Raw genomic sequence first — 26,068 nt, forward strand, 5'->3', positions numbered from 1 at the left:
GTTTATACCCGAGCCGCGGTGACGGCTGCGGAGCCCCAGGTGGTTCTCCAGCGACGCTTGACGCCGTGCAGGCCGAACCAGGCCAGGACGCCCAGGCTGGCGAACAACCACAACGCCAGTTGGTAGCTGCCGGTGCTCTGCTTGATCGCGCCCATGCCCGCCGCCAGGGCGAAGCCACCGATGCCGCCGGCCATGCCGATCAGTCCGGTCATCACGCCGATTTCGCGACGGAAACGTTGCGGTACCAGTTGGAACACGGCGCCGTTGCCTGCGCCGAGGCCGAGCATGGTGCAGACGAACAGCGCCAGTGCCGCGTAGGAGTTCGGCAGGTTGAAGCCCACCGCCGCGATGCAGATGGCCGCCACGGTGTACATGCCCAGCAAGGTGCGGATGCCGCCGAAGCGATCCGCCAGGGCACCGCCCAGCGGCCGCATCAGGCTACCGCCGAAGACGCAGGCCGCGGTGTAGTAGCCGGCGGTTACCGGGCTCAGGCCATATTGGTCGTTGAAATAGCCGGGCAGGGCGCTGGCCAGGCCGATGAAGCCGCCAAAGGTCACGCTGTAGAAGAACATGAACCACCAGCTGTCACGGTCACCCAGGGCCTTGAGGTAGTCAGCCATGGATTTGGCTTTCGGCCGCTCGGGAGCGTTCTTGGCCAGCCAGGCGAAGATGACCAGAGTCAGGACCAGCGGGATCAGTGCGAAACCGAACACGTTGCCCCAGCCGAAGGCGGCGGCCATCACCGGCGCGATGATCGCGGCCAGCACGGTGCCCGAGTTGCCGGCACCGGCGATGCCCATGGCCTTGCCCTGGTGTTGTGGTGGATACCACTGAGACGCCAATGGCAGGGCGACGGCAAACGAAGCGCCGGCCATGCCCAGGAACAGGCCCAGCAGCAGTGCCTGTTCGTAGCTGTGGATGCCCAGTTTCCAGGCGCAGAACAGCGCGCTGATCACGATCACCTGACCGACCATGCCGGCGGTCTTTGGCGAAATCCGGTCGGCCAGCAGGCCCATGAACAGCCGCAGCACGGCCCCGGCCAGAATCGGTGTCGCGACCATCAGGCCACGTTGCTGGGTAGTCAGATGCAAGTCGGTGGCAATTTGCACCGCCAGGGGGCCGAGCAGGTACCAGACCATGAAACTCAGGTCGAAATAAAGGAAGGCCGCGAACAGGGTCGGGGTGTGGCCGGATTTCCAGAAGCTTGAATTCATCGCGCACCTCAGCTGTAAAAGTCTCGAGAAATGAGTCAGTGCTTAGAGCAGTGCGCCGTCTGTGGTCGCACCACCGGCTCCGAAGAGCCAAAACAAAAAAACGCCGCAACCCGGATTGCCAGTGAGGCAAGAAGGGTGTGCGACGTCTTTGTCGTAGGTGGGGCAACCGCCGTTGGTTACCTGTGGGGATGCTTAAGCGAGATCTGTGCCAACAGCAGGTATCGAGGGGAGGTCATCGCGAGCAGGCTCGCTCCCACAGGTGGATTGGGCGGTACTCGGAATCCTTGTGGGAGCGAGCCTGCTCGCGATAGCGCCGGGCCAGGCGCCGCTGGGCCTCAGCCCAGCAACTCATTCATCGCAATGATCTGCTCGGCCACTTGAATCAGCTTCTGCTGGCGACTCATGGCCTGGCGGCGCATCAGGGTATAGGCCTGTTCTTCGTTGCATTCCTTCATCTTCATCAACATGCCCTTGGCCAGTTCGATGCGCTTGCGTTCGGCCAGTTGCTGGTCCCGGGCCTGGAGCTGGGCGCGCAGGGCCTGGTCGCTTTCAAAACGGGCCATGGCCACGTCGAGGATCGGTTGCAGGCGCGCGGCGTGGATGCCTTCGACGATGTAGGCGCTCACCCCCGACTTGATTGCCTGGCGCATCACACCCGGGTCGTGCTCATCGGTGAACATGACGATCGGTCGTGGCTGGTCGCGACTGACCAGCACCACTTGTTCCATGACATCCCGGCCGGGTGACTCGGTATCGATCAGGATTACATCCGGACGCACTGTTTCGACGCGTTCCGGCAGGTCGATGGTCAGCCCGGATTCGTCAATGACGTCGAACCCGGCCTCCACCAGGGCGGCCTTGAGACGGCCGACTTTCTTCGCGGTGTCGTTGATCAGCAGGATACGCAGCATGGTCGGGCTCCTGTCAGCGGCTGGCGAAAAGGGGAGCCGCATCGCTCAAGGCGTGCAGTTTGAAGCGGCGGGCATACCCGGCCGGATCCGAGCCGTCCCAGGTGGTGCCGTCGATCAACTGGCTGCTGCGCATGGCCTGGAAGGTGGATGAAATGCCCAGCGCCGTGCACGCCTGGCGATACAGCTCGAGTTGCTGGACCTCCTTGGCCACGGCCAGGTAGTCCGGGTCTTCCCGCAGCAGGCCCCAGCGACGGAACTGGGTCATGAACCACATGCCGTCGGACAGGTAGGGCACGTTCACCTCGCCGTTGCCATGAAAACGCATGGCGTGGGGATCCTGCCAGCTGTTGCCCAGGCCATCGGCGTAGATCCCCAGCAGACGGGGTTCGATGCAGTCCAGCGGGGCGTCGAGGTATTCGGGGCACTCAACAGTTGGGCGGTACTGCGACGGTTCTCGGTGCTCTGTTCGATGAAACGGCTGGCTTCGAGGATCGCCATCACCAGCGCGCGCGCCGTGTTGGGGTATTGCTCGACGAACGCGCGGGTACAGCCCAGGACTTTTTCCGGGTGATCGGGCCAGATGGTCTGGGTCGTCGCCAGGGTGAAGCCGAGGTTCTGTTTCACTGCGCTGGCGCACCAGGGCTCGCCGACACAGAGCCCGTCGATGCGCCCAGCCTGCAAGTGCGCAATCATTTGCGGCGGCGGAACCACCACGCTGTCGACATCCGACAAGGGATGGATGCCCTGGGCGGCGAGCCAGTAGTAGAGCCACATCGCGTGGGTGCCGGTGGGGAATGTCTGGGCGAAGGTCAGTTTCGAGCGAGTTTGGTGCACATGGCGCTCCAGTGCCTCAGGACTGGTCACGCCCATCGCCTGCAGGCCGTGGGAGAGGTTGATGCTCTGACCGTTCTGGTTCAGTCCCATCAGCACCGCCATGTCGGTCGGCGCGACACCGCCGATGCCCAGGTGCACGGCGTAGATCAGGCCGTACAGGCTATGGGCCGCGTCGATTTCACCGCTGACCAGCTTGTCCCGCAGATTGGCCCAGGAGCTCTGGCGCTTGAGGTTCAAGGTCAGGCCGTAGGGTTGGGCGAAGCCCTGAGTGGCGGCCACCACGACCGGGGCGCAGTCACTCAAGGCCATGAAGCCGAGATCGATCACGCTTTTTTCCGGAGCGTCGCTGCCATTGACCCAGGCCAGGGGAGTGGCTGGAACTTCATTCATCGGGCATCACCTTCCACGTAAAAAAGCGCCGTACCCGGACGAATGCCAGAGCATGGCCGGATGACGACGCCGTTGTCCTCTAAAAACAGTGTGGCACTCATCCCGTCGTTGGCATGAGCGCCGATGAGCGAAAAGGGTGCAAGGCATATGCCATCGACGCTGTTTTGCGCAGGCGCCTCGCTTGAGCCGCTGTTGCGCGGCTATAATCGCCGCCTCATTTCGTCGCCCGAGTCAAAGCCGCCCATGTACACCCTGGCCCGTGAACTGCTGTTCAAACTTTCCCCGGAAACCTCCCACGATCTGTCCCTGGACCTGATCGGCGCGGGCGGACGTTTGGGCCTCAATGGTCTGCTGTGCAAGGCGCCGGCGTCATTGCCGGTGAGTGTGATGGGCCTGCAGTTCCCCAACCCGGTCGGGCTGGCGGCGGGTCTGGACAAGAACGGCGCGGCCATCGACGGCTTCGCGCAATTGGGGTTCGGTTTCGTGGAAATCGGCACCGTCACGCCACGGCCACAACCGGGCAACCCCAAGCCACGGCTGTTTCGCCTGCCGCAGGCCGAGGCGATCATCAATCGCATGGGTTTCAACAACCTCGGCGTCGACCATCTGCTGGCCCGCGTGGCTGCCGCCAAGTACAAGGGCGTACTGGGCATCAACATCGGCAAGAACTTCGACACGCCGGTGGAGCGTGCCGTCGATGATTACCTGATCTGCCTGGACAAGGTCTATGCCCACGCCAGCTATGTGACCGTCAACGTCAGCTCCCCGAACACCCCGGGGCTGCGCAGCCTGCAGTTCGGTGATTCCCTCAAGCAACTGCTGGCCGACCTGGCCCAGCGTCGTGCCGAGCTGGCGGTGACCCATGGCCGGCATGTGCCGTTGGCGATCAAGATCGCGCCGGACATGACCGATGAAGAAACCGCCCAAGTGGCCCAGGCGCTGGTCGAGACCGGCATGGACGCGGTGATCGCCACCAACACGACGCTGGGCCGCGAAGGGGTCGAAGGGCTGGAATACGGTGACGAAGCGGGCGGGTTATCCGGTGCGCCGGTGCGTGACAAGAGCACGCACACCGTGAAAGTGCTGGCCGGGGAGTTGGCGGGACGCTTGCCGATCATCGCCGCGGGCGGGATCACCGAGGGACGGCATGCCGCCGAGAAGATCATCGCGGGTGCGAGCCTGGTGCAGATTTACTCCGGCTTCATCTACAAGGGGCCGGCGCTGATTCGCGAGTCGGTGGATGCGATTGCGGCGTTGGGCTGATTTCGCGGCTGTCAGATACTTCTGTGGCGAGGGGATTTATCTGTGGCGAGGGGATTTATCCCCGCTGGGCTGCGAAGCAGCCCCAAAATCGCACGACCGAAACACCTTCATCAATTCATACATCGAAGAGGGATGCTGCGCATCCCAGCGGGGATAAATCCCCTCGCCACAACAGTGTTCGCAACTAGTTTCCGATGGGCATTAAAAAGGGCTCCTCGAAGGAGCCCCTGGGCCGTAGCCCGCCGTCCGGATGGGACGCGCGTGGTTAAATCGGTGTGTGGATCGAAGTTGTCGAGTTCCTGAGTATTGAGCCCTGTGTCAGCCGACGGCGTGAAGTTCGTTGAGTCTGTGGATACCCGCAGTGCCGGTCATACCGTCCCAGTTGTCGCCGCGTCCTTCTCGCCAGCCATTGATCCAGGCTTGACGTACCGACGGTAGAGTAAAGGGGCAAAGCTCACGGGATTTACCACCAACACCATATTGGTAACCGCGTAAAAATGCTCTTTCCAACGGATCACGCTTAAGTCTTCTCATAGGGTATTGCCCTCACTTGTTGACTGTTACTTCGCGTCGGCCTCTGTTGAGGCCGGGGCAGAATCATTCTGCCGTTGGTGGCTCGTTGCCGGCGTGACGAGCCAAGGTGTTGGCGCCGTTGTGGCGTCAACCTGTGTTGAGTTCTAACCAAAGCGTCACATGGATGGAATGATCGTTTTGTCATAAGCACGTAACAATAAAGACGTTAGGGCGATAAGTAACAGGGTGTTCAGCGTCCGCTTTTGAGCAAGACCCCTGTATGATCGGCCCTGCGTTGAACGGCGCTGTCTTTTCTCGGATGAGAATGTCCCCCTGTTGCACTCGGGTACTATTCGACGAAAGGGGTGACTTTTCATCAATTTGTTACACCGAATTTTTTATCTGCCCCCGCATCTAAGCTCTTTTAACCTGAGCGGCGAGGGTGGGACGGCACACTTTCGTGCCACCGGGTGCTCTTGAGAAAAGCACCTGATTGAACCTGACCCGGCAACGCGTTGCCCCGGTCCACTTAGCCAAAGGCTCTGGAACTCCCCATGTCCGATCGTTTCGAACTCTTCCTCACCTGCCCCAAGGGCCTCGAAGGCCTGCTTCTCGAGGAAGCCATCGGGCTTGGCCTTGAAGAGGCGCGCGAGCACACCTCGGCCGTTCGCGGCGTGGCCGACATGGAGACGGCGTATCGCCTGTGCCTATGGTCACGGCTGGCCAACCGCGTGTTGCTGGTCCTCAAGCGTTTTTCGATGAAAGACGCCGAGGACCTGTACCACGGCGTGCTGGACGTCGACTGGCAGGACCACATGCTGGCCGATGGCACCCTGGCGGTCGAGTTCAGCGGTCACGGCTCGGGCATCGACAATACCCACTTCGGCGCCTTGAAGGTCAAGGACGCTATCGTCGACAAGCTGCGTACCCCCTCGGGTGAGCGGCCTTCCATCGACAAGCTCAACCCGGACCTGCGTATTCACCTGCGCCTGGACCGCGGTGAAGCGATCCTCTCCCTGGACCTGTCCGGTCACAGCCTGCACCAGCGTGGTTACCGCCTGCAGCAAGGTGCCGCGCCGCTGAAGGAGAACCTCGCCGCCGCCATCCTGATCCGTGCCGGCTGGCCGCGCATCGCCGCTGAAGGCGGCGCCCTGGCCGACCCGATGTGCGGCGTCGGTACCTTCCTGGTGGAGGCGGGCATGATTGCCACCGACATGGCGCCGAACCTGCGTCGTCAGCAGTGGGGGTTCACCGCGTGGCTGGGCCATGTGCCGGCGCTGTGGAAGAAACTCCACGAAGAAGCCACTGCCCGCGCCGCCGCCGGGCTGGCCAAGCCTGCGCTGTGGATTCGCGGTTATGAAGCCGATCCACGGCTGATCCAGCCAGGTCGCAACAACGTCGAGCGTGCCGGCCTGAGCGAGTGGATCAAGATCTATCAAGGCGAGGTCGCTACGTTCGAGCCGCGTCCGGACCAGAACCAGAAAGGCCTGGTCATCTGCAACCCGCCGTACGGCGAGCGCCTGGGCGATGAGGCCAGCCTGCTTTACCTCTACCAGAACCTCGGCGAGCGGCTGCGCCAGGCGTGCCTGAACTGGGAGGCGGCGGTGTTCACCGGCGCCCCGGACCTGGGCAAGCGCATGGGCATCCGCAGCCACAAGCAGTATTCCTTCTGGAACGGTGCCTTGCCGTGCAAGTTGCTGCTGATCAAGGTGCTGCCGGACCAGTTTGTCACCGGCGAGCGTCGCACTCCGGAACAGCGTCAGGCCGAGCGTGAGCAAGCCCGCCTTGACCAGGAAGAGCAGGGACAGGCGCTTGAGGTACCGCAAGAGCGCCAATACAACAAGAATGGCAACCCGATCAAGCCGACCCCCGCTCCCGCGCCTGTGGTCGAGCAGGCGCGCTTGAGCGAAGGCGGGCAGATGTTCGCCAATCGCCTGCAAAAGAACCTCAAGCAGTTGGGCAAATGGGTCAAGCGCGAAGGCGTGGACTGCTATCGGGTCTATGACGCCGACATGCCGGAATACTCCATGGCGATCGACCTTTATCACGACTGGGTGCACGTGCAGGAATATGCCGCGCCAAAATCCATCGATCCGGAAAAGGCTTCGGCACGGCTGTTCGATGCCTTGGCGGCCATTCCCCAGGCGCTGAATGTCGACAAGAGCCGCGTGGTGATCAAGCGTCGCGAGCGCCAGAGCGGCACCAAGCAGTACGAGCGCCAGAGTGCCCAGGGCAAGTTCACCGAGGTCAATGAAGGTGGCGTGAAGCTGCTGGTCAACCTGACCGACTACCTGGACACCGGGCTGTTCCTCGATCACCGGCCGATGCGCCTGCGGATCCAGAAGGAGGCGGCCGGCAAGCGCTTCCTCAACCTGTTCTGCTACACCGCGACCGCCAGCGTCCATGCTGCCAAGGGAGGAGCCCGGAGCACCACCAGCGTCGACCTGTCGAAAACTTATCTGGACTGGGCACGACGTAACCTGTCGCTCAATGGTTTTTCCGACAAGAACCGCCTGGAGCAGGGCGATGTGATGGCCTGGCTTGAAGCTAGCCGTGACGAATACGACCTGATCTTCATCGACCCGCCGACCTTCTCCAACTCCAAGCGCATGGAGGGCGTGTTCGATGTGCAGCGCGATCACGTCCAGTTGCTGGACTTGGCCATGGCTCGCCTGGCGCCGGGAGGCGTGCTGTATTTCTCCAACAATTTCCGCAAGTTCCAGCTCGAGGACAACCTCGGCGAGCGCTACGCAGTGGAGGAAATCACCGCAGCAACCATCGATCCGGACTTTGCCCGCAACAGCAAGATCCACCGTGCCTGGAAAATCATGGCTCGTTGAGATTTTTCGATTGGATCCACGAAGCCTTGTAAATCAAGGCTTCCAGCCGATTTTAGGGCTGGTCAAAGTGATGGCTAATAGCTATAACTAGGCTGTGGCCAGGGCTGTACCGACGCCTGCCCCTTTTTCGAGTTGTGTCCTATGGCATTGCATCCGGTGCGTCCCAGGATCCTGGGTTTTATCAGCGAAGATGTATCGGCCTGGCTGGTGGCTTCACTGGTCTTCCTGGCTGGCACGTTCCTGACCGGTTTGGTGAGCTGGGCGATGATGAGCCTGTTCAACCAGCAACTTCGCCAGCGCTTCGAGCTGCAAGCGGAGGAGCGCTTCAGCCGTATCGAGGAAAGACTCCAGGAGCAGGAGCAGCGCCTCGACAGCCTGAGGCGTTTCTTTGCCAATTCGGCGGCGGTTTCCGAGAAAGAATTCCACGGCTATGCCGAACCGTTGTTGCGGCGTACCCAGGCCTTCGCCTGGGCGCCACGAGTGTTTCGCGACGAGCGGCAGGCTTTCGAACAACGGGAACGGAATAAACGAATCAACCCTTTCATCATCCGTGAAGTGGACGATTCAGGCGGCTTGCGGCAGGCCGCAGAACGGGACGAGTACGCACCGATCCTCTATGTGCAATGCCAGGGGTCCCAGGAGTCAACGCTGGGTTTCGACCTGCTTTCCCATCCATTGCGCCGCGCCGTGCTCGAGCGGGCTCGTCAACAGAACAGCCTGGCGGTATCGCAGCCGCTGGACCTGGTAGGGACCGATCCGGCCTTTGTCCGTGGCGTGTTGCTGGTGGCGCCGGTCACCCGGGCCTCTTCTACGGAGCCTTTCGGTTACGTGGTGGCGGCCATCAGCATGCGCCAACTGGTGGGCGACGGCCTGCCGACGGCCGGTCATGACAATCTTTCGATGCGGGTCCTGGACTTGTCCGATGCCGACCAGGAGGAGGTGCTGTTCGATTCTCCCGGGCCGCCGGGGGACAGTGACCTGGCGGCGATCCGTGTGTTGCGCCTGGCGGATCACGACTACCGGGTAGAGTTGCGGCCCAGCCGCATCTTCCTGTCGACCAATCATTCCACGATGTCGAGCCTGGTGGTATTGGGCGGTTTACTCAGTTTCCTGCTCAGTGCCTTACTCTACGTCCTGGTCAGCCAGCGCCAACGGGCCCTGACACTGGTGGAACAACGTACCCAGGAGCTGCGCGCCCGGGAACAAGAGCTACGGGGTACCCACGGCCAGTTGCGCGGCGTGCTGGATGCCGCGACCCAGGTTGCGATCATCGCCACGGACCTGCGTGGCGTCATCACCACATTCAATGCTGGCGCCGAACAGATGCTGGGCTACCAAAGCTGCGAAGTCCTGCAGAGCATGACCCTCGAGAGTCTCCACGTGCCCCGGGAACTCCAGGCCCGGGCCGCAGAGCTTGGCGCCCGATTCGGCAAGCCGATTCCTACCTGCCACGCGATGCTGCTGGAGGGCGGCGAGGCGGGCGGCCAGCAGGCCCGGGAGTGGACCCTGGTAAGGCGTGACGGCAGTCACTTGACTGTGAACATGCTGGCCACGCCGGTGCTCGACGATCAGGGGCTCTGGGTCGGACACCTGGCGATCTGCATCGACATCACCGAGCGCAAGCGCGTCCACGAGGCCCTGGCGGCCCGGGACTTGCTGTTGAAGAAGCTCAGTGCCCACGTGCCGGGCGGCATCTATCAGTTCAAAATGGATTTCAACGGCCGCTTCAGTGTGATCTATGCCAGCGATGGCATTCGTGACATCTACGAACTGGAGCCGAATGTGCTGGTCCAGAACGCGGAGGTCGTCTTCTCCCGTATCCATCCGCTGGACAACGCGCGGGTCCGGGCGTCCATCCGTGCCTCGGCCGACACCCTGAGCCCATGGCGCGAAGAGTATCGGGTGCAACTGCCACAGCGTGGCCTGCGCTGGGTGCGGGGCGAGGCGACGCCCGAGCAACTGCCAGGCGGTGGCGTGTTATGGCACGGCTATATCTCCGATATTTCCGATCTCAAGCGGGTGGAAGAAGAGTTGCGAGCATTGTCCGTGACCGATGCCTTGACCGGTATTCGCAATCGGCGTTATTTCCAGGAGCGCCTGAACTCGGAAATGATCCGGGTCGAACGCGGCTCCGGGGATCTGTCGGTCATCATGCTCGACATCGATCACTTCAAGCGTATCAATGACCAGCATGGCCATGCGGTGGGTGACCGGGTGTTGCAAGCGGTTTGCCAGCGCGTTACCCAGCGTTTGCGGCGTACCGACGTCTTCTGTCGGCTGGGCGGTGAAGAGTTCGTGGTGCTGTGCCCTGACACCGATGGTGAAAGTGCCTATGCCTTGGCCATTGGGTTGTGGCAGGGGCTGCGGGGTACGGAGATCGAAGATGTGGGGATTGTCACCGCCAGCTTCGGCATCGCCAGCTGGCGCGCCGGGGAGGGCGCGGATGCCCTGCTGTTGCGGGCCGACTCGGGCGTGTACGCGGCCAAGCAGGCCGGTCGGGATCGGGTCGAGATGCAGGTGGGGTAAACGACCGGTGAACGAGTGGGAGCGAGCTTGCTCGCGATAGCGGGCGTGTCAGTTGACGGCTGTTTGGACTGATCCACCGTCATCGCGAGCAGGCTCGCTCCCACCCTGACCCCGGCGGACACAGACCCATGCACCCCATCAGGCCCCTGTGGGAGCGAGCCTGCTCGCGATAGCGTCAGCTCAGCCCCACGCATGCCAGTTGAATGGCGGCTATCGCGAGCAAGCTTGGATCAGAGCACCGACGCCGTCTGCGGCAGTTTCGGCTGGCGGTACAGGTCCAGCAGCACCTGGTCCAGCACCGATGAAGCGCCCCATGGCTTTGGATCGTTGAGGATCGCCACCACCGCCCAGGTGTTGCCGTTGATGTCACGGCTGAATCCGGCAATGGCGCGCACGGTGTTCAAGGTGCCGGTCTTGATGTGGGCTTCGCCGGCCATGGCCGTGGTCTTGAGGCGTTTGCGCATGGTGCCGTCGGTGCCGGCGATCGGCATCGAACTGATGTACTCGGCCGCATAGGGGCTGCGCCAGGCGGCTTGCAGCATCGCCGCCATTTCCCGGGCGCTGACCCGTTCGGCGCGGGACAGGCCGGAGCCGTTCTCCATCACCAGGTGCGGTGCGGTGATGCCTTTCTTGGCCAGCCATTGGCGCACGACCCGTTGCGCGGCCTTGGCGTCGTCACCGTCGGCTTCGTTGCGGAACTGCGCGCCGAGGCTCAGGAACAACTGCTGGGCCATGGTGTTGTTACTGTATTTGTTGATGTCGCGGATGATCTCCGCCAGGTCCGGGGAGAACGCCCGGGCCAGCACTTTGGCGTTGCTCGGGGTAGCGGCCAGACGGTCCTTGCCCTGGATGCTGCCGCCCAGTTCCTTCCAGATCGCCCGCACCGCGCCAGCGGTGTAGGTGGCATGGTCCAGCAGCGACAGGTAGGTCTGGGAGCTGCACCCATCGCCCAACTGCCCGCCGACGGTCACGGTCACGCTGCCGTCCGCCTGTGGCACCGGGTTGTAGCGCACACCGCCGGCGCATTGCTTGGAATTGACCGCCTTGACCTGGTTGTCGATATGGATGCTGGCAATCGGTGGCTCCACCGACACCAACACCCGGCCGCCATCATTGCGGGCAACGAAGCGCAGCGCCTTGAGGTTGACCAGCAGGGAGTCGGGCTTGACCAGGAAAGGCTTGTTCTCGTCGTTGCCGTCGTCGTTGAACTCCGGCAATTGCGGCTGGATGAAGAAACCGCGGTCCAGCACCAGGTCGCCGGTGATCTGCTGGACGCCGTTGGCCCGCAAGTCGCGCATCAGCAGCCAGAGTTTTTCCATGTTCAGCTTGGGGTCGCCGCCGCCCTTGAGGTACAGGTTGCCGTTGAGGATCCCGCCGCTAAGGGTGCCGTCGGTGTAGAACTCGGTCTTCCACTGGTGATTGGGGCCGAGCATTTCCAGGGCGGCGTAGGTGGTCACCAGTTTCATGGTGGAGGCCGGGTTGACCGAGACGTCAGCGTTGTAGATGGTCGGGGTGCCGGGGCCATTGAGTGGCACCATCACCAGGGACAACGCGTCGTCTTGCAACTTGCTGGTCTTGAGGGCCTTCTGCACATTGGGCGACAGGGCGGTGTTGATCGTAGCGGCGCTGGTGGAAACAGGGAGGGCCAGGGGAAGAAGAAGGCTGGCCAGAAGCAGTGGACGCAAAGATTTGATCATGTGTAATAAAACCCTACGGGCGAGGGGGAAAAAACGAGGACATGAAAATGAACGTCCTCAACGGTCAAGAAAGTGTCGGCATTATGCCCCAAGGCGCACCGGCATGGGCCGTGCCTGAGCCTCTGATGAGGCAATTTTTTACCGACGGTAGGTCGATACGCCCGATCAACCGGGCAATCGTTGCACCAAACTGGTAAAGTGCCGGCCGTTATTACTTATGAGGATTGTTCCAATGGCGACTAACCGTTCCCGGCGTCTGCGCAAAAAGCTGTGTGTGGATGAATTTCAGGAGCTGGGTTTCGAACTGAACCTGGATCTCAAAGAAGATCTGGACGATGAGGCGATTGACGCTTTCCTCGACGCTTTCCTGAAAGAAGCCATGGAAGCCAATGGCCTGGGCTATGTCGGCGGCGACGACTACGGTCTGGTTTGCCTGCAGAAACGCGGCTCGGTTTCCGAAGAACAACGTGCTGCCGTTGAAGCCTGGCTCAAGGGCCGCAGCGAACTGACCAACATGACGGTCAGCCCGCTGATCGACGTGTGGCACCCGGACATGCCGATCAACGCCAAGGCGTGATGTCCTGAACCGGCGGCCCGATAGGGCGCCGGTTTTTTTGTGCCTGGCGATTGGGTTTTTGGTTGATCTTCAGGCCGCTATCGCGAGCAGGCTCGCTCCCACAATTGGATCGCGTTTCCCTGTGGGAGCGAGCCTGCTCGCGAAGCCTTAGGCTTTACGCCAATTAAGAATCAGCAAGGTCAGCACCCCCGCCACAATCCCCCAGAACGCCGAACCGACGGAAAACAGTGTCAACCCCGACGCCGTGACCATGAAGGTGATCAGCGCCGCTTCCCGTTCCCTGGCTTCGCTCATGGCGATGCTCAAGCCATTGATGATCGATCCGAACAGCGCCAGTGCCGCGATGGACAGCACAAGTTCCTTGGGCAGCGCCGCGAACAACGCCGCCAGTGTGGCGCCGAACACCCCGGCGATCCCGTAGAAGATCCCGCACCAGACCGCTGCGGTGTAGCGCTTGTTATGGTCTTCGTGGGCATGGGGCCCGGTGCAGATGGCGGCGCTGATGGCCGCCAGGTTGATGCCATGGGAGCCGAACGGCGCCAGTAGCAGCGAGGCGATGCCGGTGCTGGTGATCAGGGGGGAGGCCGGTACGTGATAGCCGTCGGCCCGGAGCACGGCGATGCCGGGCATATTCTGGGAGGTCATCGCCACCACGAACAGCGGAATGCCGATGCTGATGGTGGCCGCCAGGGAAAAGTGCGGCGTGGTCCAGACCGGTGTCGCGACCTCAAGGGCAAAACCGCTGAAGTCCAGCAGACCCATCAGGCCTGACAGCGTGGTGCCGATCAACAGCGCCGCCAGCACCGCGTAGCGAGGCGACAGGCGCTTGACGATCAGGTAGGTGAAGAACATGCCCAGCACCAGGCCGGTGCGATGCTGGGCGGCGACGAAAATCTCGCTGCCGATCTTGAACAGGATGCCTGCCAGCAACGCTGCCGCCAGCGACGCCGGAATACGCTTGACCAGGCGTTCGAAGCTGCCGGTCAGGCCGCAGATCGTCACCAGTACCGCGCAGGTGATGTAGGCACCTATGGCTTCGCCATAGCTCACGCCACCCAGGCTGGTGATCAGCAACGCCGCGCCTGGCGTCGACCAGGCGATGGTGACCGGTGTTCGGTAACGCAACGACAGGCCGATGGAACATACCGCCATGCCAATGGAGATCGCCCAGATCCACGACGAAATCTGCCCGCTGGTCAGCCCCGCCGCCTGGCCGGCCTGGAACATCAGTACCAGGGAGCTGGTGTAGCCGGTCATCATGGCGATGAACCCGGCGACGATGGCTGAGGGCGAGGTGTCGGCGATTGGGCGAAGTGGCGCAGTCGTGACTTCGGTCATGGTGGGCGGGGTCCTTGGATAGATTATGTACCTGTGGGAGCAAGGCTTGCCCGCGATGACGGTGCCTGGGTTTCAAGGCTCGGCGCGTCAGCTTCATCGCGGGCAAGCCATGCTCCCACAGTTGTCATAGGTGTCACAGATTGAGGGTTTAAGCCTAAACTCAACCCAGTGGTCAATTGCAATACAGCCAAGCCCACAAACAGCCATACAGTCGTGTTGCCATCAGAGGTTGTGTACAATCGCCGTGTTTTTTACGCGATACTTGCCAGCGACCCGCTGCGCCGTATTACAGTCACGGTCAATTCGCCGCAGTTTTTCCGACCCGAGTGCCCATGAACGAACAGTTGCAGCCCCTCAAGAAACAACCGCGAGCAGGTAAAGCCGGCCGCAGCGGAACCCAGGACGATATCGTCTATGCGCATATCTTCGAGGCCATCCTCGAACAACGCCTGGCGCCCGGCACAAAGCTGAGTGAAGAGGCACTGGGGGAGATTTTCGGGGTCAGCCGCACCATCATCCGTCGTGCGCTGTCGCGCCTGGCCCATGAAGGCGTGGTGTTGCTGCGGCCTAACCGCGGCGCGGTCGTTGCCAGCCCGAGTGTCGAAGAGGCTCGCCAGGTGTTCATGGCCCGGCGCCTGGTGGAACGGGCGATCACCGAGCTGGCGGTGCAGCACGCTACCGCCGAGCAACTTGCCGAATTGCGGCAGATGGTCAGCGACGAACGGGACAGTTTTTCCCGTGGCGACCGTGGTGCCGGCATCCGCTTGTCAGGTGAGTTCCATCTCAAACTGGCCGAAGCGGCGAAAAATGCCCCGCTGATCAGCTTCCAGCGCAGCCTGGTGTCCCAGACTTCATTGATCATCGCCCAGTACGAAAGTGGCAACCGGTCCCACTGTTCCTACGATGAACACACCCAACTGATCGATGCCATCGAAGCCCGCGATGCCACCCTGGCGGTGGACCTGATGATGCATCACATGGATCACATCGACAGCAAGCTCAACCTCGACGAAGAGGGGGCTTCGGACGATCTGCACGCGGTGTTTTCGCACCTGTTGCAGAGCAAGAAGCCTGGACGGTCGACGGCCAAGCTCTGACCTCATCTCGTTCCCACGCTCTGCGTGGGAACGCAGCCTGGGACGCTCTGCGTCCCAAAAGCCGAACGCGGAGCGTCCGTTGAGGCATTCCCACGCAGAGCGTGGGAACGATCCCTACCGTTGATGCACCAACCGCCCCGCTGCATAGGTCTGCGCCACCGTTCGGTCATCCCCCAGCGTCATCAACACGAACAATGTCTCGGCAATGTCGCGGGCCTGCTTCAGGCGATAGCTCAACAGCGGCGTAGCGTTGTAGTCCAGCACCAGGAAGTCCGCATCGCTGCCCGGCTGCAAGGTGCCGATGCGGTCTTCCAGGCGCAAGGCCCGGGCGCCGCCGAGGGTGGCCAGGTACAGCGATTTGAACGGGCTCAGCCGCGCGCCCTGCAATTGCATCACCTTGTAGGCTTCGTTCAGGGTCTGCAGCAGCGAGAAACTGGTGCCGCCGCCGACATCCGTGCCCAACCCCACGTTGACCTTGTGCTTCTCGGCCATTGGCAGGTTGAACAGGCCGCTGCCCAGGAACAGGTTGGAGGTCGGACAGAATGCGATGGCCGAGCCGGTTTCGGCCAGGCGCGCACATTCGTCGTCGCACAGATGCACGCCGTGGGCGAACACCGAACGCTCGCCGAGCAACCGGTAGTGATCGTAGACATCCAGATAGCCCTTGCGCTCGGGAAACAGCGCCTTGACCCATTGCACTTCCTGCAGGTTTTCACTGATGTGGGTCTGCATGTACAGGTCCGGGTATTCCTCCAGCAACTGACCGGCCAGCGCCAACTGCTCTGGCGTGCTGGTGGGGGCGAAGCGCGGGGTCACGGCGTAGTGCAGGCGGCCCTTGCCGTGCCAGCGCTCGATCAGCGCCTTGCTCTCGGTGTAGCTGGATTCGGCGGTGTCGGTCAGGTAGTCCGGGGCGTTGCGGTCCATCATCACTTTACCGGCGATCATCCGCAGGTCGAGCTTCTCGGCCGCTTCAAAAAAGGCATTCACCGATTGTGGGTGCACACTGCCGAACACCAGGGCTGTGGTGGTGCCGTTGCGCAGCAGCTCCTTGATGAAGATGTCGGCCACGGCTTCGGCGTGGGCCGGGTCGGCGAACTGGCGTTCACAGGGGAAGGTGTAGGTGTTGAGCCAGTCCAGCAGTTGTTCGCCGTAGGCGCCCACCATGCCGGTCTGCGGCAGATGGATGTGGGTGTCGACGAAGCCGGGGGTGATCAACGCGTCCGGGTAATGGGCGATTTCGATGTCCGCCGCCAGGCTCGGCAGCAGGTCATGGGCGTGGCCAAGGGCGCTGATCTGGCCGTTTTCCACCACCAGCAGGCCATCCTCGAAATATTCATAAGAGGCTTCGAGGCCGACTTCGGCCGGGTCGGCGAGGCTGTGGAGCAGGGCGGCGCGGTAGGCTTTGCGTGTTGTAGGCATGAGGAATCTCAGGATTTGGCTTGGCTGCGACGCGAGGCCGGCAGCAGCTTGGCAATGGGTTCGGCGCGGGCAGTGTGCTGGCCGAAATTCGCGTTATAGGTGGCGATGATTTCACCGGCGATGGAGATGGCGATTTCCACAGGCAGCTTGCCTTTGACTTCGCCAATGCCCATCGGGCAACGCATGCGTTGCAAGGTGCCGCTGTCGAAACCGCGATCGCGCAGGCGGTGTTCGAACTTGACCCGCTTGGTCTTCGAGCCGATCAGGCCGAAGTAGGCGAAGTCGTTGCGCTTGAGGATCGCCGCGCTAAGCTCCAGATCGAGCTGATGGTTGTGGGTCATGACGATGCAGTAGCTGCCGGCGGGCAATTCATCGACCTCGTCCAGCGGCTCTTCGCTGACGATTTTCTGTACGCCATGGGGCAATTGTTCAGGGAACTCGGCTTCCCGCGAGTCGATCCAGCGCACCCGACAAGGCAGGCTCGCCAACAGCGGCACCAGGGCCCGGCCGACATGTCCGGCGCCGAACACGGCGATCTGCGCCTGCACCTGACCCATGGGTTCGAACAGCAGCACGGTGACGCCGCCGCAGCACTGGCCCAGGCTGGCGCCAAGGCTGAAACGCTCCAGATGCGTGCCCTGCTGGCCGTTGGCGAGCATTTGCCGGGCGATCTCCATGGCCTTGTATTCCAGGTGCCCGCCACCAATGGTGTCGAACGTCTGGCTGGCGCTGATGACCATCTTCGAACCGGCGTTGCGCGGGGTCGAGCCGAGTTCCTCGATGATCGTCACCAGCACGCAGGGTTCACCGCGGGTTTGCAGGTCGGCGAGGGCGCTGATCCAGTTGTACATGTTCACCTCGATTGATCGTTCCCACGCTCTGCGTGGGAAAGCATCTCTGGACGCTCTGCGTCCGCTTTCAAAGTTCTTTGTTGTCTGTTGCGGCCTCATCGCGAGCAGGCTCGCTCCCACAGGGATTTATGAACACTGACCCACTGTGGGAGCGAGCCTGCTCGCGATAGCCGCGCTGCGGTCTAGAGCGAAGCCATCTCGGTTTCAGGCGCTACCGCCTTCACCTTCAACCCGCGCATCTGCTCACAGCCCCACAGCACCCGCTCCGGTGTCGCCGGCGCGTCGATTTTCGGCTGGTGCCGGTAATCTCCCAGGCTCGCCACGGCGTCCTTGATCGCACACCACGCGGCGATGCCGAGCATGAACGGCGGCTCGCCCACGGCCTTGGAATGGAACACCGTGTCTTCGGGGTTCTTGCGGTTCTCTACCAGCCTGACCCGCAGGTCCAGCGGCATATCGGCTACGGCCGGGATCTTGTAGCTGGCCGGGCCGTTGGTCATCAGCTTGCCCTTGTCGTTCCACACCAGTTCTTCCATGGTCAGCCAGCCCATGCCCTGGATGAAGCCGCCCTCGACCTGGCCGGTGTCGATGGCCGGGTTCAACGAGGCGCCGACGTCGTGGAGGATGTCGGTGCGCAGCATCTTGTATTCACCGGTGAGGGTATCGACGATCACCTCGGCGCACGCTGCACCATAGGCGTAGTAGTAGAACGGCCGGCCACGGGCCTGGCTGCGGTCGTAGTAGATTTTCGGGGTCTTGTAGAACCCGGTGCTCGACAGCGAGACCTGGGCGAAATACGCCTGTTGCACCAGTGCCTCGAAGGTCAGGATGTGATCGCGGACCCGCACATGGCCGTTGTGGAATTCCACGTCTTCTTCACTGACCTTGTACTGTCGCGCGGCAAACTCCACCAGGCGCCGCTTGATGATTTCGGCGGCATTCTGCGCGGCTTTGCCGTTCAGGTCGGCGCCGCTGGAGGCCGCGGTGGGGGAGGTGTTCGGCACTTTGTCGGTGTTGGTCGCGGTGATCTGTACCCGGTCCATTTCCACCTGGAAAACTTCGGCCACGACCTGCGCGACCTTGGTGTTCAGGCCTTGGCCCATTTCGGTGCCGCCATGGTTCAGGTGGATGCTGCCGTCGGTGTAGATGTGGATCAAGGCACCCGCCTGGTTGAGGAAACTGGCGGTGAACGAGATGCCGAACTTGACCGGCGTCAGTGCCAGGCCCTTTTTCAGGATCGGGCTGCCTGCGTTGTAGCGACGGATCGCTTCGCGCCGCTCGGCGTACTGGCTGCTTTCTTCCAGCTCGGCGGTCATCTCCTCGAGCATGTTGTGCTCGACGGTCTGGTAGTAGTGAGTGACGTTGCGCTCGGTCTTGCCGTAATAGTTGGCCTTGCGCACCGCCAGCGGATCGAGCCCCAGGTGCCGGGCGATGGCGTCCATGACTTCTTCGATGGCCACCATCCCTTGCGGGCCGCCGAAGCCACGGTAAGCGGTGTTCGATGCGGTATTGGTCTTGCAGCGGTGGCCGTTGATGGTCGCATCGCCCAGGTAGTAGGCGTTGTCGGCATGGAACATCGCCCGGTCGACAATCGACGCCGACAGGTCCGGTGAGCAGCCGCAGTTGCCGGCCAGTTCCAGGGCGATCCCGTGCAGGCGCCCGCGGCTGTCGAAGCCCACGTCGTATTCGATGTAGAAAGGGTGACGCTTGCCGGTCATCAGCATGTCTTCGACCCGGGGCAGGCGCATCTTGGTCGGCTGGCCCGTGAGGTGCGCGATCACCGCGCACAGGCAGGCCGGACTGGCGGCCTGGGTTTCCTTGCCGCCAAAGCCACCGCCCATGCGGCGCATGTCCACCACGACCTTGTTCATCGACACGCCCAGCACTTCGGCCACCAGTTTCTGCACCTCGGTGGGGTTCTGGGTGGAACAGTAAACGAGCATGCCGCCGTCTTCGGTGGGCATCACCGATGAAATCTGGGTCTCCAGGTAAAAGTGCTCCTGGCCGCCGATGTGCAGCGAGCCCTGTATGCGATGTTCGGCACTCGCCAGTGCGGTGGCTGAATCGCCGCGTTGGTGGGTGTGGCTGTCGAGCACGAAATGCCGTTTGCGCAGGGCTTCGACCACGTCGAGCACCGGTTCCAGGTCTTCATATTCGATGATCGCGGCCATCGCCGCCTTGCGCGCGGTTTCCAGGTCCTTGGCGGCGACGGCCAGCACCGGTTGGCCAACGAACTGCACATCGTCAATCGCCAGCAGCGGGTCGCCGGGTAGCAACGGGCCGATGTCCTTGAGGCCGGGGATGTCGGCGTGGGTAATGGCGATGCGCACACCTTCAAAGGCGTAGCACGGCGTGGTGTCGACGCGCAGGATCCGGGCGTGGGCGCGGTCCGACAGGCGCGCGTAAACGTGCAGTTGGTTCGGGAATTCGAGACGGTCATCGATGTACTGCGCGTCACCGGTCACATGCTTGGCGGCGCTGTCGTGCTTGACGCTGCGACCGACGCCGGTACTCAGGTCGCGGGCAAACAGCTCGGCCAGTTCGGCTTGGGTCTTCTCTACGACGTGATGGTTAGACATAAGCGGTCACCCGAGTCTCGATGTGCGGCGTTTGCAGTTCGATGAAGTATTTGCGCAGCAGGTTGCGAGCGCTGAGCAGGCGGTATTCCTTGCTGGCGCGAAAGTCCGACAAAGGCGTGAAGTCTTCGGCCAGGGCGGCGCAGGCGCGTTCGAGGGTACTGTCGTTCCACGGCGCATCGATCAGCGCGGCTTCACAATGCTTGGCACGCTTGGGGATGGCGGCCATGCCACCGAAGGCCACGCGGGCATCGCGGACCACGCCGTTGTCGATGCGCAGATTGAACGCCGCGCAGACCGCGGAGATGTCATCGTCCAGGCGCTTGGACACCTTGTAGGCGCGGAACGCCTGCTCGGCGCTGGCCCGGGGCACGATGATCTTCTCGATGAATTCGCTTTCCTGGCGGGCGGTGACCCGGTATTCGATGAAGTAATCCTCCAACGCCAGGGTGCGACGGACCTGACCCTTGCACAACACAATCTGCGCGCCAAGGGCGATCAGCAACGGCGGCGAATCACCGATGGGCGAGGCGTTGCCGATGTTGCCGCCCAAGGTGCCCTGGTTGCGGATCTGCAGCGAGGCGAAGCGTTGCAGCAGCTCACCGAAGTCCGGGTATTCGGCTTTCAGGGCTTCGTAGCAATCGGACAGCGCGGCAGCGGCGCCGATTTCCAGGCGGTCGTCGAAACGCTCGATGCGTTTGAGCTCTGCGACGTTACCCACGTAGATCATTACCGGCAGGGTGCGGTGGAACTGGGTGACTTCCAGGGCCAGGTCGGTGCCGCCGGCCAGCAGGCGCGCCTGGGGATAGGCGTCGTAGAGATCGGCCAGGTCGGCCACCGTCAACGGCACCAGGCAGCGTTTGTCGCCACAGTTGAGCTCGCCGGTTTCCTTGGGCGCGATCGCTTCGAGACGGGCAATGGTCTCGGCCTCGCGGGCGTCGAACTGATCGGGTTGCTTGCCGCAGCAGGCCTGGTCGGCGGCAGCCAGGATCGGCCGGTAGCCGGTGCAGCGACACAGATTGCCGGCCAGCGCTTCATGGGCCTTATGGGGATCAGGTTGATCGCTGTTTTTTTGCAGGGCGAACAGCGACATGACGAAGCCCGGTGTGCAGAAGCCGCATTGCGAGCCGTGGCAATCGACCATCGCCTGTTGGACGCTGTGCAACTGGCCCTGGTGCTTGAGGTCTTCGACGCTGATCAGTTGCTTGCCGTGCAGGGACGAGACGAAGGTCAGGCATGCGTTGAGGCTGCGATAACGAATGCGCGAGCGGCCGCTTTCGTCTGTGTCCAATTCGCCCACCACGACGGTGCAGGCACCGCAGTCGCCGCTGGCACAACCTTCTTTGGTGCCGGATTTACCGACATGCTCGCGCAGATAGTTGAGCACGGTCAGGTTCGGGTCCAGGGTGTGCTCGCTACGGAGTTCCTGGTTGAGTAAAAACTGGATCACGGAAGGCCTCGCAGATTCATTATTGTTGTATCGACGTAGGCCGAATTTAGCAGGTCTGACTTTTCGGTCAACGTTTTTCTGACTTAAAGGTCAGGAAAATTCGGTTTGTCGATGAGCAACGTTCTATAGACACTGTAGAACCTTGTGGGAGCCGAGCTTGCTCGCGATGGCGGTGGCACATTCAACAGGGATGGAGGCTGGCATGCCGCCATCGCGAGCAAGCTCGGCTCCCACAGAACCTTTTTGCTTGAATCGTGCCAAAAACCCGGTACAGGCCCTGCGCCATGACGTATCGAGTGCGCTACACTGCGCCGCTTGTGCAGATCGAAGAGTTTGAAGGACAACCATGACGTTCAAGGCCCCGGACAGCCTCGCCGAGCAAATCGCCCATCATCTCGCCGAACGCATCATCCGCGGTGAAATGAAGCCAGGAGAGCGCATCCAGGAGCAAAAGGTCACGCTGGCGCTCAACGTCAGCCGCGGCTCGGTCCGCGAGGCCCTGCTGATCCTGGAGCGACGCCATCTGATTGCGATCCTGCCGCGCCGTGGTGCTCACGTTACCGAACTTACCGAACATAAGGTGCGTAGCCTCTGTACGCTGATGAGCGAGCTGTACATCCTGCTGGGCAACGCCGTTGCCCATGGTTGGCGGGATTCGGCCGACATGGCGCCGTTCCTGCAGATCCAGCAGCGCCTCAAGGAGGCCTTCGAGCGCCAGGACATCCGCATGTTCGTCGACGAGAGCTTCAGCGTGATGCGCGCGGCCTATCCATTTGCCAATAACCCGTACTTGCAGGAAACCGTCGAGAACCTGCAACCGGCCATGAGCCGCGCCTATTTCCTGGCCCTGGAACAGCGCAAGGCCGAAATGAGCGAATTCCTCGATCTGTTCCAGCGCCTGCTCGTCGCGGTGCTGGCCCGTGATCTGCCGCAGATTCGCATTGTGCTGATGGCTTACTGTCAGCGTAGTTGCGATCTGGTGGTTGCCGCCCTGACGAAGGCCTGAACGTGCGCCTCAAGTGCATCAAGCTGGCGGGGTTCAAGTCCTTCGTCGACCCGACCACGGTGAACTTCCCCAGCAACATGGCGGCGGTGGTGGGACCCAACGGTTGCGGCAAGTCGAACATCATCGACGCCGTGCGCTGGGTGATGGGCGAGAGTTCGGCCAAGAACCTGCGCGGCGAGTCGATGACCGACGTCATCTTCAACGGCTCCACCAGCCGCAAGCCGGTCAGCCAGGCGAGCATCGAGCTGGTGTTCGATAACTCCGACGGCACCTTGATCGGCGAATACGCGGCCTATGCGGAAATCTCCATCCGCCGCAAGGTGACCCGCGACAGCCAGAACAGCTACTTCCTCAACGGTGCCAAGTGCCGGCGTCGCGACATCACCGACATCTTTCTCGGCACCGGCCTGGGGCCGCGCAGCTACTCGATCATCGAGCAGGGCATGATCTCCAAGCTGATCGAGGCCAAGCCCGAAGATCTGCGCAACTTCATCGAAGAGGCTGCCGGTATCTCCAAGTACAAGGAGCGCCGGCGCGAGACGGAGAACCGAATCCGTCGCACCCACGAAAACCTGGCTCGCCTGACCGACCTGCGCGAAGAACTCGATCGTCAGCTCGAACGCCTGCACCGCCAGTCCGAGGCCGCGCGCAAATACCAGGAATACAAGGGCGAGGAGCGCCAGCTCAAGGCCCAGCTCTCGGCCCTGCGCTGGCAGGCGTTGAATGAACAGGTCGGCCAGCGCGAAGCGATCATTGGCAACCAGGAGGTCAGTTTCGAAGCGCTGGTGGCCGAACAGCGCAATGCCGATGCGGCCATCGAGCGCCTGCGTGATGGGCACCACGAACTGTCCGAGCGCTTCAACCTGGTGCAAGGGCGCTTCTATTCGGTCGGTGGCGACATCGCCAGGGTCGAGCAGAGCATCCAGCATGGCCAGCAACGGTTGCGCCAGTTACAGGACGACTTGAAAGAGGCCGAGCGCGCGCGCCTGGAGACCGAGTCTCACCTGGGGCACGACCGTACCTTGCTGCTGACCCTCGGTGAAGAACTGGACCGGCTCACGCCAGAGCAGGAGATCACCAGCGCCGCTGCCGAAGAAGCCGCCGCGGCTCTGGAAGAAGCCGAGTTGACCATGCATGGCTGGCAAGAGCAGTGGGACCGATTCAACCTGACTTCTGCCGAACCGCGGCGTCAGGCCGAGGTCCAGCAGTCGCGCATCCAGCAGTTGGAAACCAGCATGGAACGCCTGGCCGAGCGCCAGCGCCGCCTGGCCGAGGAGCGCGCCTTGCTCGCGGCGGACCCGGAAGACGCGGCGATCCTCGACCTGAGCGAGCAACTGGCTGCCAGCGAAGCCACCCTGGAAGATTTGCAGGCCAGCGAAGACGCCCAGGTCGAACGGCTCGAACAACTGCGCCAGGCCTTGCAACTGGCCCTTCAGAATCAGCAGCAGACCCAGGGCGAGCTGCAACGACTCAACGGTCGTCTGGCGTCGCTGGAAGCCTTGCAGCAAGCGGCGCTGGACCCGGGCACCGGCACCGCCGAATGGCTGCGCGACCAGCATCTGGCCGAGCGCCCGCGGCTGGCCGAAGGACTGAAGGTCGACGCCGGTTGGGAACTGGCGGTGGAAACCGTGCTGGGCGCCGATCTGCAAGCGGTGCTGGTGGACGATTTCGTGGGCTTCGACCTCTCGGGTTTCACCCAGGGCGACCTGCGCCTGCTCAGCCCGGCCGGTGACGGCGTGCGGATGCCGGGCAGCCTGCTGGACAAAGTCGAGGCCAAGGTCGATCTGTCGCCCTGGCTCGGGCAGGTCAGGCCGGTGGAAAACCTCGAACAGGCCCTGGCGCTGCGCGGGCAACTGGCGGCGGGCGAGAGCCTGATCAGTCGCGACGGCTATTGGGTCGGCCGGCATTTCCTGCGGGTGCGCCGGGCCAGCGAAGCCGAGAGCGGCATGCTCGCCCGGGGCCAGGAGATCCAGCGTCTGGGCGCCGAGCGCGATGAGCGCGAAGCCAGTGTCGAAGCCCTGGAAACCGAATTGCAGAATCTGCGGGCGCAGCAGCGTCAACAGGAAAACGGCCGCGAACACCTGCGCCGGCTGCTGCAGGATGAGGCGCGCCAGCAGGGCGAACTCAAAGCACAGCTGTCGGCCGGCAAGGCCAAGGCCGAGCAGTTGGCCTTGCGTCGTACTCGTCTGGAAGAAGAAATTGCCGAGCTGGGCGAGCAACGGGCGCTGGAGCACGAGCAGGTCGGCGAGGCGCGTCTGCAACTGCAGGAGGCCCTTGATGCCATGGCGCTGGACACCGAGCAGCGTGAGCTGTTGCTGGCCCAGCGCGACAGCTTGCGCGAACGCCTCGACCGGGTGCGCCAGGAAGCGCGTCAGCACAAGGATCATGCCCATCAGTTGGCGGTGCGCCTGGGCTCGCTCAAGGCGCAGTACGATTCCACGCGCCAGGCTCTCGAGCGTTTGGAAATGCAGTCCGAACGCCTGACCGAAAAACGCGAACAGTTGAGCCTGAACCTGGAAGAGGGCGAGGCGCCGCTGGAAGAGTTGCGCCTCAAACTCGAGGAGCTGCTCGACAAGCGGATGAGTGTCGATGAAGAGCTCAAGACCGCTCAGATCGCCCTGGAGGACGCCGACCGTGAGCTGCGCGATGCCGAGAAGCGCCGTAGCCAGGCCGAGCAGCAATCCCAGCTGATTCGCGGCCAGATGGAACAGCAACGCCTGGAATGGCAGGCCCTGACCGTACGCCGCAAGGCCTTGCAGGATCAACTGCTGGAGGACGGCTACGACCTCAACGGCGTGCTCGCGACCCTGGTGGCCGGGGCTAACGAGAAAGACGCCGAGGAGGAGCTGGAGCGCATTGCTGCGCGGATCCAGCGCCTGGGCGCGATCAACCTGGCGGCCATCGACGAATACGAACAGCAGTCCGAGCGCAAGCGCTACCTGGATGCCCAGGATGCTGACCTGGTGGAAGCGCTGGAAACCCTGGAAAACGTCATTCGCAAGATCGACAAGGAAACCCGCAACCGTTTCAAGGATACCTTTGATCAGATCAATGGCGGTTTGCAGGCGCTTTTCCCAAAAGTTTTCGGTGGTGGCAGCGCTTACTTGGAACTGACGGGCGAAGATCTACTCGATACAGGGGTGACGATCATGGCGCGTCCTCCCGGGAAGAAGAACAGCACCATTCATTTGCTCTCCGGTGGTGAAAAGGCGCTGACCGCGTTGGCCCTGGTATTTGCCATCTTCAAGTTGAATCCGGCGCCGTTCTGCATGCTCGACGAAGTCGATGCACCGCTGGACGACGCTAACGTGGGCCGTTATGCGCGCCTGGTAAAGGAAATGTCTGAAACGGTGCAGTTCATCTACATCACCCACAACAAGATCGCCATGGAAATGGCCGATCAACTGATGGGCGTGACGATGCACGAACCGGGCTGTTCGCGGCTGGTGGCGGTGGATGTCGAGGAGGCCATGGCGATGGTGGATGCCTAGCGGCGAGCGGCGAGCTTAAAGTGGCGAGCTGCAAGCGATGCAGCTCAGCTGTAGCTTGTAGCTGCTGTTATGTAG

Annotated in this window: 16 protein-coding genes and 1 pseudogene; 7 read left to right on the forward strand and 10 right to left on the reverse strand. The window is 62.5% G+C overall.

From position 1 onward, the window contains the following. Positions 1 to 2: 2 nt before the first annotated feature. The 3 genes and pseudogenes from PCOSP_RS09415 to PCOSP_RS09425 form a co-directional block, all read right to left on the reverse strand. Positions 3 to 1,214 (reverse strand): nitrate/nitrite transporter, encoded by a 1,212-nt coding sequence (locus PCOSP_RS09415; RefSeq protein WP_139648910.1) that lies wholly within the window; start codon positions 1,212 to 1,214, stop codon positions 3 to 5. A gap of 335 nt (positions 1,215 to 1,549) precedes the next feature. After that, complete coding sequence (locus PCOSP_RS09420) at positions 1,550 to 2,125, reverse strand: ANTAR domain-containing response regulator (RefSeq protein ID WP_139648908.1); 576 nt, start codon at positions 2,123 to 2,125, stop codon at positions 1,550 to 1,552. A gap of 13 nt (positions 2,126 to 2,138) precedes the next feature. Continuing rightward, positions 2,139 to 3,349, reverse strand: a pseudogene (locus PCOSP_RS09425) (CmpA/NrtA family ABC transporter substrate-binding protein). A gap of 243 nt (positions 3,350 to 3,592) precedes the next feature. On the opposite strand from PCOSP_RS09425, the gene PCOSP_RS09430 reads away from it, so the two are divergent. After that, positions 3,593 to 4,612, forward strand: a complete 1,020-nt coding sequence (locus tag PCOSP_RS09430; RefSeq protein WP_139648905.1) for a quinone-dependent dihydroorotate dehydrogenase — start codon at positions 3,593 to 3,595, stop codon at positions 4,610 to 4,612. 318 nt (positions 4,613 to 4,930) lie between these two features. Here PCOSP_RS09430 and rmf read toward each other — a convergent pair whose 3' ends face one another. Next, positions 4,931 to 5,146 carry a ribosome modulation factor gene (gene rmf, locus PCOSP_RS09435; protein WP_003223300.1) on the reverse strand — a complete coding sequence of 72 codons (216 nt, stop codon included), beginning with the start codon at positions 5,144 to 5,146 and terminating at the stop codon, positions 4,931 to 4,933. Between the two features lie 533 nt (positions 5,147 to 5,679). On the opposite strand from rmf, the gene rlmKL reads away from it, so the two are divergent. Together rlmKL and PCOSP_RS09445 are read left to right on the forward strand one after the other, a co-directional pair. Further along, entirely contained in the window at positions 5,680 to 7,965 is a 2,286-nt protein-coding gene (gene rlmKL, locus PCOSP_RS09440) for a bifunctional 23S rRNA (guanine(2069)-N(7))-methyltransferase RlmK/23S rRNA (guanine(2445)-N(2))-methyltransferase RlmL (protein WP_139648903.1), read from the forward strand. A gap of 141 nt (positions 7,966 to 8,106) precedes the next feature. Then, a complete protein-coding gene (locus PCOSP_RS09445) occupies positions 8,107 to 10,491 on the forward strand; it encodes a sensor domain-containing diguanylate cyclase (RefSeq protein WP_139648901.1) in 2,385 nt (794 codons plus the stop codon). 230 nt (positions 10,492 to 10,721) lie between these two features. Here the strand turns inward: PCOSP_RS09445 and dacB are convergent, their stop codons facing one another. Further along, on the reverse strand, positions 10,722 to 12,188 hold the full coding sequence (dacB, locus tag PCOSP_RS09450; RefSeq protein WP_139648899.1) for a D-alanyl-D-alanine carboxypeptidase/D-alanyl-D-alanine endopeptidase: 1,467 nt from the start codon (positions 12,186 to 12,188) through the stop codon (positions 10,722 to 10,724). 232 nt (positions 12,189 to 12,420) lie between these two features. On the opposite strand from dacB, the gene PCOSP_RS09455 reads away from it, so the two are divergent. After that, the gene (locus PCOSP_RS09455) at positions 12,421 to 12,765 is read left to right on the forward strand and encodes a YggL family protein (protein WP_024776763.1); all 345 of its coding nucleotides are present in this window, start codon (positions 12,421 to 12,423) and stop codon (positions 12,763 to 12,765) included. A gap of 147 nt (positions 12,766 to 12,912) precedes the next feature. Here the strand turns inward: PCOSP_RS09455 and PCOSP_RS09460 are convergent, their stop codons facing one another. Then, positions 12,913 to 14,103 (reverse strand): benzoate/H(+) symporter BenE family transporter, encoded by a 1,191-nt coding sequence (locus PCOSP_RS09460; RefSeq protein ID WP_139648897.1) that lies wholly within the window; start codon positions 14,101 to 14,103, stop codon positions 12,913 to 12,915. A 332-nt stretch (positions 14,104 to 14,435) separates the two neighbouring features. Between PCOSP_RS09460 and PCOSP_RS09465 the strand changes: the two genes are divergently transcribed. Further along, entirely contained in the window at positions 14,436 to 15,200 is a 765-nt protein-coding gene (locus tag PCOSP_RS09465) for a GntR family transcriptional regulator (RefSeq protein WP_041021647.1), read from the forward strand. Positions 15,201 to 15,314: 114 nt separating this feature from the next. Here PCOSP_RS09465 and guaD read toward each other — a convergent pair whose 3' ends face one another. From guaD to xdhA, 4 genes are all read right to left on the reverse strand, one after another. Next, the gene (gene guaD, locus PCOSP_RS09470) at positions 15,315 to 16,619 is read right to left on the reverse strand and encodes a guanine deaminase (protein ID WP_464710915.1); all 1,305 of its coding nucleotides are present in this window, start codon (positions 16,617 to 16,619) and stop codon (positions 15,315 to 15,317) included. A gap of 8 nt (positions 16,620 to 16,627) precedes the next feature. After that, positions 16,628 to 17,470 (reverse strand): xanthine dehydrogenase accessory protein XdhC, encoded by an 843-nt coding sequence (xdhC, locus tag PCOSP_RS09475; protein ID WP_464710917.1) that lies wholly within the window; start codon positions 17,468 to 17,470, stop codon positions 16,628 to 16,630. A gap of 182 nt (positions 17,471 to 17,652) precedes the next feature. Beyond that, a complete protein-coding gene (gene xdhB / locus PCOSP_RS09480; protein WP_464710919.1) occupies positions 17,653 to 20,049 on the reverse strand; it encodes a xanthine dehydrogenase molybdopterin binding subunit in 2,397 nt (798 codons plus the stop codon). Then, positions 20,042 to 21,496 carry a xanthine dehydrogenase small subunit gene (gene xdhA, locus PCOSP_RS09485; protein WP_139648889.1) on the reverse strand — a complete coding sequence of 485 codons (1,455 nt, stop codon included), beginning with the start codon at positions 21,494 to 21,496 and terminating at the stop codon, positions 20,042 to 20,044. The genes xdhB and xdhA overlap by 8 nt, the downstream gene beginning before the upstream one ends. A gap of 346 nt (positions 21,497 to 21,842) precedes the next feature. Here xdhA and PCOSP_RS09490 point away from each other — a divergent pair, with 346 nt between their 5' ends. Then, positions 21,843 to 22,502 (forward strand): GntR family transcriptional regulator, encoded by a 660-nt coding sequence (locus tag PCOSP_RS09490; RefSeq protein ID WP_175362932.1) that lies wholly within the window; start codon positions 21,843 to 21,845, stop codon positions 22,500 to 22,502. Between the two features lie 2 nt (positions 22,503 to 22,504). Beyond that, complete coding sequence (smc, locus tag PCOSP_RS09495; RefSeq protein WP_464710920.1) at positions 22,505 to 25,993, forward strand: chromosome segregation protein SMC; 3,489 nt, start codon at positions 22,505 to 22,507, stop codon at positions 25,991 to 25,993. Positions 25,994 to 26,068 lie beyond the last annotated feature (75 nt).

The organism is Pseudomonas sp. MAFF 730105 (assembly GCF_055380705.1).

What these genes read in the sequence shown, in the direction of transcription:
- PCOSP_RS09415 (WP_139648910.1), bottom strand. Translation starts at nt 1,214, where the DNA reads ATGAATTCAAGCTTCTGGAAATCCGGCCACACCCCGACCCTGTTCGCG.
- PCOSP_RS09420 (WP_139648908.1), bottom strand. Translation starts at nt 2,125, where the DNA reads ATGCTGCGTATCCTGCTGATCAACGACACCGCGAAGAAAGTCGGCCGT.
- PCOSP_RS09430 (WP_139648905.1), top strand. Translation starts at nt 3,593, where the DNA reads ATGTACACCCTGGCCCGTGAACTGCTGTTCAAACTTTCCCCGGAAACC.
- rmf (WP_003223300.1), bottom strand. Translation starts at nt 5,146, where the DNA reads ATGAGAAGACTTAAGCGTGATCCGTTGGAAAGAGCATTTTTACGCGGT.
- rlmKL (WP_139648903.1), top strand. Translation starts at nt 5,680, where the DNA reads ATGTCCGATCGTTTCGAACTCTTCCTCACCTGCCCCAAGGGCCTCGAA.
- PCOSP_RS09445 (WP_139648901.1), top strand. Translation starts at nt 8,107, where the DNA reads ATGGCATTGCATCCGGTGCGTCCCAGGATCCTGGGTTTTATCAGCGAA.
- dacB (WP_139648899.1), bottom strand. Translation starts at nt 12,188, where the DNA reads ATGATCAAATCTTTGCGTCCACTGCTTCTGGCCAGCCTTCTTCTTCCC.
- PCOSP_RS09455 (WP_024776763.1), top strand. Translation starts at nt 12,421, where the DNA reads ATGGCGACTAACCGTTCCCGGCGTCTGCGCAAAAAGCTGTGTGTGGAT.
- PCOSP_RS09460 (WP_139648897.1), bottom strand. Translation starts at nt 14,103, where the DNA reads ATGACCGAAGTCACGACTGCGCCACTTCGCCCAATCGCCGACACCTCG.
- PCOSP_RS09465 (WP_041021647.1), top strand. Translation starts at nt 14,436, where the DNA reads ATGAACGAACAGTTGCAGCCCCTCAAGAAACAACCGCGAGCAGGTAAA.
- guaD (WP_464710915.1), bottom strand. Translation starts at nt 16,619, where the DNA reads ATGCCTACAACACGCAAAGCCTACCGCGCCGCCCTGCTCCACAGCCTC.
- xdhC (WP_464710917.1), bottom strand. Translation starts at nt 17,470, where the DNA reads ATGTACAACTGGATCAGCGCCCTCGCCGACCTGCAAACCCGCGGTGAA.
- xdhB (WP_464710919.1), bottom strand. Translation starts at nt 20,049, where the DNA reads ATGTCTAACCATCACGTCGTAGAGAAGACCCAAGCCGAACTGGCCGAG.
- PCOSP_RS09490 (WP_175362932.1), top strand. Translation starts at nt 21,843, where the DNA reads ATGACGTTCAAGGCCCCGGACAGCCTCGCCGAGCAAATCGCCCATCAT.